Source organism: Tibeticola sp., assembly GCF_022759015.1.
Taxonomy (GTDB): domain Bacteria; phylum Pseudomonadota; class Gammaproteobacteria; order Burkholderiales; family Burkholderiaceae_C; genus Tibeticola; species Tibeticola sediminis.
Window position 1 is genome coordinate 1 of record NZ_JAEMQB010000140.1, and the last position, 5,607, is coordinate 5,607.

The 5,607-nt window shown below is 66.6% G+C and carries 5 protein-coding genes; all 5 read right to left on the reverse strand.

What is annotated here, in order from left to right:
* The coding region (locus JHC36_RS09020) for an adenosine deaminase family protein (RefSeq protein WP_503007018.1) at nucleotides 1-441 on the reverse strand (441 nt) is incomplete at its 3' end.
* A gap of 93 nt (nucleotides 442-534) precedes the next feature.
* Complete coding sequence (locus tag JHC36_RS09025) at nucleotides 535-1,695, reverse strand: BMP family ABC transporter substrate-binding protein (RefSeq protein ID WP_124223577.1); 1,161 nt, start codon at nucleotides 1,693-1,695, stop codon at nucleotides 535-537.
* 48 nt (nucleotides 1,696-1,743) lie between these two features.
* A complete protein-coding gene (locus tag JHC36_RS09030) occupies nucleotides 1,744-2,664 on the reverse strand; it encodes an ABC transporter permease (RefSeq protein ID WP_124223575.1) in 921 nt (306 codons plus the stop codon).
* Nucleotides 2,664-3,728 (reverse strand): ABC transporter permease, encoded by a 1,065-nt coding sequence (locus JHC36_RS09035; protein WP_287918379.1) that lies wholly within the window; start codon nucleotides 3,726-3,728, stop codon nucleotides 2,664-2,666. Before JHC36_RS09035 ends, JHC36_RS09030 begins: the two co-directional genes overlap by 1 nt.
* Nucleotides 3,715-5,274 carry an ABC transporter ATP-binding protein gene (locus tag JHC36_RS09040; protein WP_287918381.1) on the reverse strand — a complete coding sequence of 520 codons (1,560 nt, stop codon included), beginning with the start codon at nucleotides 5,272-5,274 and terminating at the stop codon, nucleotides 3,715-3,717. Before JHC36_RS09040 ends, JHC36_RS09035 begins: the two co-directional genes overlap by 14 nt.
* Between the last annotated feature and the right edge of the window lie 333 nt (nucleotides 5,275-5,607).

Below are 5,607 nucleotides of genomic sequence, written 5' to 3' on the forward strand. Positions count from 1 at the left end.
GAGCGCGGCACTCACGCCCAGTTGTGACTGCGCCTGCACGCAGGCGCGGTGCAGGCCTTCGATGACGACGCCCATGGGTACGCCGCGCGCGGTGTGGGTCTGCGGGTCGAAAAAAATCTCGGCCCGCACGACCCCGTCGGCCGCGGCGCGCTGCAGGTAGGCCCAGGCCATGTCGAAAAAGTCCTGCTCGGTGCGCAGCACGCTGGCGCCGGCGTAGTAGATGTCGAGAAAGCTTTGCAGGTTGCTGAAGGCGTAGGCCGCGCGCAGCGCCTCCACGCTCGGGTAGGGCAAGGCCACGCCGTTGCGCGCGGCCAGTGCGAAGATCAGTTCAGGCTCGAGCGAGCCTTCGATATGGATGTGCAACTCGGCCTTGGGCAGCGCGCGCAGCAGGGCATGCAGACGCTCGCGGGGCAAACTTGGCAGGACGGATGGGGTCGGCATGGGTCAACGGAGAGGGGTTGCAAAGAAAAAGGGGCCGCCGGCGGCGACCCCTTTCGTGTGCGTCGTGTCGTCAGCCGCGTGGCTGCAGACGACTCACTTCTTGTCGCCGCCCGGGATCTTGCCTTCGACGCCCTTGACGTAGAAGTTGATGCCGCCGAGGAATTTGTCGTCGGCAACCTCATCCTTCTTGAGCACTTCCTTGCCGTCTTGGCCCAGGATCGGGCCCTTCCAGATCACGAAGCTGCCATCTTTGAGGCCGGCCTTGACCTCGTCGAGTTTCTTCTTGGCGTCTTCGGGCACGTCGGCCGCCACCGAGACGAAGTCGATCGCACCTTCCTTCACGCCCCACCAGCTCTGGCCCGTCGTCCACTTGCCTTCGAGCACGTCACGCACGGCCTTGATGTAGTACGGCCCCCAGTTGATGACAGCCGAGCCCAGGTGGGCCTTGGGGCCGTAGGCGCTCATGTCCGAATCCCAGCCGAAGGCGCGCTTGCCCATTTTCTCGGCGGTCTGCAGCACGGCCGAGGAGTCGGTGTTTTGCATGAGGACGTCCGCGCCACCGTTGATGAGGGCGGTGGCCGCTTCGGTTTCCTTGGGCGGGTTGAACCACTCGTTGACCCAGACCACCTTGGTCTTGATCTTCGGGTTGACCGACTGCGCGCCCAGCGTGAAGCTGTTGATGTTGCGGATGACCTCGGGGATCGGGATGGAGCCGACCACGCCGAGCGTGTTGGTCTTGGTCATCTTGCCGGCGATCACGCCCGCCATGTAGGCACCTTCGTAGGTGCGGCTGTCATAGGTGCGCATATTGGGCGCGGTCTTGTAGCCGGTGGCATGCTCAAACTTCACCTCGGGGTTATCGGCAGCCACTTTGAGCATGGGCTCCATGTAGCCGAAGGTGGTGCCGAAGATCAGCTTGTTGCCCTGCGCCACCATGTCGCGCAGCACGCGCTCGGCGTCGGCGCTTTCGGGCACTTTCTCGACGAAGCTGGTGACGACTTTGTCGCCGAATTCCTTCTCGACCGCCTTGCGGCCGTTGTCGTGTGCAAAGGTCCAGCCGCCGTCGCCCACCGGGCCGACGTAGGCGAACGCCACCTTCAAAGGCTCGGGCTTGGCGGGCGCCGGGGCCGACGCCGGCGCTGCGGCCGGCGCGGGCGCCGGTTCTTCCTTCTTGCCACAGCCGGCAAGCGTCGCGGCAGCCAGCGCCGACAGCGCAGCGACCTTGAACAGGGAGCGTTTGTGCAGATCAGTCATGGATCGGGTCTTTCTTGAGGAAGGGTACGACACGGAAGTAAGGGCTCATTATGAGCCGGGGAAAAACGGCTTGCCAAGCGAGGCCGGCATGTTCACGCGGATCCAGGTCGGATTGCGCGAGATCAACGCGAGCACGACGATAGTGGCCAGGTACGGCAGCATCGTAAGCACTTGGCTTGGCACATCGACACCGAGCCCTTGCAGATGGAACTGCAGCATCGTGACGCCGCCAAAGAGATAAGCCCCAAGCAAGACCCGTGCCGGCCGCCAGGTGGCAAAGGTGGTGAGCGCCAGCGCAATCCAGCCTTTACCGGCCACCATGCCCTCGACCCACAGCGGCGTGTAGATCACCGAGAGGTACGCGCCGGCGAGCCCGCAGAGCGCGCCACCGGCGAGCACTGCGACGAAACGGATGCGCCGCACGGGGTAGCCCAGCGCATGGGCGGATTCGGGCGACTCCCCGACCGCGCGCAGCACGCGCCCCGCACGGGTGCGGTAGAGGAACACGATCTGGGCGACAGCCAGCAGCACTGCACCATAAACGAGCGGGTGCTGGCGAAACAGGGCTGTGCCGACGAAGGGCCAATCCGAGAGGCCGGGAATGGCGAACTGCGGCCGCGGGGGCAGCTTTTCTTGCACGTAACGGATGCCGGCGAAGGCCGAAAAGCCCACCCCGAACAGACTCAGCGCGAGCCCGGTGGCGTATTGATTGGTGTTGAGCCAGATCACCAACACACCGAAGAAAGCCGCCAGCAGCGCACCGGCCCCCATGCCTGCGGCAAACCCGAGCCAGTCGTTGCCGGTGTGCACGACGGTGGCAAACCCCGCCAGGGCGGCGCACAGCATCATGCCCTCGGCGCCAAGGTTGACGATGCCAGCCTTTTCATTGATCAACAAACCCAGCGCCGCCAGCGCGAGCACGGTGCCCGCGTTGAGCGTGGCCGCCAGCAACAAAGCATAGGCTTCCATCAGCGCCCTCCCCGGCCCCAGCGGACCCGGTAATGAATCAGCGTGTCGCAGGCGAGCAGCGTGAACAGCAACAAGCCCTGGAACACCCCGGTGATCGACTTCGGCAGCCCGAGCCGCGACTGCGCCAATTCGCCCCCGATGTAAAACATGCTCATGAGCACCGCGGACAACACCATGCCCGCGGGATGCAACCGCCCGACGAAAGCCACGATGATGGCCGCAAAGCCGTAGCCGGCCGGCACGTAGGGCGTGAGCTGCCCGATGGGGCCCGCGACTTCGAGCGCACCCGCAAGCCCCGCGCAAGCCCCCGACACCAACAGCGCCAGCCACAGCGCCCGCCGCGAGGAAAAGCCCGCGTAGCGCGCGGCCGCTGGCGCGAGGCCGCCGACCTGCTGCGCAAAACCCGCACGCGTGCGGAACAGGAAAACCCAGAGCGCGCCCGCCCCCAACAAGGCCAGCAGCAAGCCCACGCTGACCCGTGAGCCGCTCATGAGCCGCGGAATTTGCGTGACCGCGGCGAAGCTGCGGGTCTGGGGGAAGTTGTAGCCCGCGGGGTCCTTCCAGGGGCCGTAGACGAGGTAGCTGAGCACCATTTCAGCGACGTAGACGAGCATGAGGCTCACCAAAATCTCATTGGCATGGAAGCGGTCGCGCAGCAAAGCCACCAGCGCCGCCCAGGCCATGCCGCCGAGCATGCCGGCGATCACGACCACGACCCACACCCAGCGGCCGGTTCCGCTGTCGGCGAGCAAGGCGACACCGCCCGCAGCAATCGCACCCATCACGAACTGGCCTTCGGCGCCGATGTTCCAGATGTTGGAGCGAAAACACACCGCAAGCCCGAGCGCGATCAGCAACAGCGGCGTGGCCTTGACCATGAGCTCGCCCAGAGCATAACGGCTTTGGATCGGTTCCCAGAAGAACACCGCCAGGCCGCGCGCGGGGTCCTTACCCAGCAGGGCGAACAAGGCCACGCCGATGAGCACGGTGATGGCCAGCGCCAGCAGCGGTGAGCCCAGGCTCCACGCCCGTGATGGGGCACTGCGCGCCTCAAGCCGCAGCATGGTCGGCCTCCTGCACGGCAGCGAGATGCCGCTGCACGTCCTCGTCCCACAGCCCGCTCATCCATTCGCCCACGCGGGCCATGGTGGCCGCTTCGCGCTCCAGCGGCGGCGAGATGCGGCCCTTGGCCATGACATACAAGCGGTCACTCAATTCGAACAATTCCTCCAGTTCCTCACTCACCACGAGCACGGCGCAACCCGCGTCGCGCAGCGCCAGAATTTCGCCGCGAATCTGGGCGGCAGCACCCACGTCCACCCCCCAGGTGGGCTGCGCGACGATGAGCAGCTTGGGGCTCGCGTCGATCTCCCGTCCCACGATGTATTTCTGGAGATTGCCCCCCGACAGCGAGCGGGCCAGGGCTTCCGGGCCGCTGGTGCGCACACCAAAGCGCTCGATGATGCGCGCGGCCTGGGCCCGCAGGGCGCGCAGCTTGAGCCAGCCGCCGCGGCCGACCGCCTCGGTGCGCGTGAGCAACAGGTTGTGGGCAAGCGACAGGGTCGGCACCGCGCCACGGCCCAAGCGCTCTTCGGGCACGAAATGCAACCCCAGGCGCCGCCGCGCTGCAGGCCCGAGCGAACCGACGGGCGTGTCCGCGATGCGGATGCACTCGCTGGAAGCACGGGTGTCTTCACCCGACAGGGCGTAGAGCAACTCGCGCTGGCCATTGCCCGAGACGCCCGCGATGCCCACCACTTCGCCCGCGCGCACCTCGAGCGTGATGTCGTGCAGGTCGGTGCCAAAGGGATGTTCCCGCGGCAGGTCGAGCGCCTGCACCTGCAGCACCGCGGCCCCGGGCTGGGCACGCGCATGGCGCAGCGCGGGCGGCTCGGCGCCGATCATCATCCGGCTCAGGCTCGCATTGCTCTCCACGCGCGGATCGCACACGCCCGTGACCCGGCCCGCGCGCATCACGGTGCAGGCGCTGCACAACGCGCGGATTTCATGCAGCTTGTGGCTGATGTAGAGGATGCTGCAGCCCTCGGCGGCGAGCTGGCGCAAGACGACGAAGAGCCGCTCCACCGCCTGCGGCGTGAGTACCGACGTGGGCTCATCCAGGATGAGCAACTGCGGCTCGCCGAGCAGCGCGCGGATGATCTCCACCCGTTGCATCTCGCCCACACCCAGCGTGTGCACGGGCCGCGAGGGGTCGATGTCGAGCCCGTATTCGCGCGCCTTGGCGCCGATGCGCGCGGTCACCTCGGCCAACGAGAACTTGCGATCGAGCCCGAGCCAGACGTTTTCCGCCACGGTCAGCGTGTCGAACAGGCTGAAGTGCTGGAACACCATGCTGATGCCCAGCGCGCGCGCCTCCTGCGGGTTGCGCACCTTCACCAGCTGGCCGTTGAACCGAACCGTGCCCTCATCGGGCTGGGTGGCACCAAAGATGATCTTCATCAGCGTGGACTTGCCCGCGCCGTTCTCCCCGAGCACGGCATGGATCTCGCCCGGCTGCACCGTCAGCGCCACATCCTGGTTGGCCACCACGCCGGGGTAGCGCTTGGTGATGCCTCGCAGCTCGAGGCGGGGCACGGGCGCGGCGCTCACGGCAGCACCTCAGGCCGGTGATTTTGAACAAAACAACGCATGAGCCGGCTTGAAACGGGACTTTCCTGCTATTGAAATAAAAGCGAACCGCCCGCGCCGAAGGCAACCGGCAGGAATGGCTCGCACGCTCCAAGGGCAACGCTGAACAAGTCCCTCGCGCGTCGCGCATCCCGGCTGCGGGCGGTCTGCGTCGAAAGCAAATCCTCGCCATAGCTGCGGCTATGGCTGCGGTGGGCGCCTCGCATCCCATCCCGCGGCCGGGCGCGCGCCATCGCGGGAACTTATTCAGCGTTGCCCAAGCGCGCTATTGTCGTGCAGACGCGGTGGGTCACC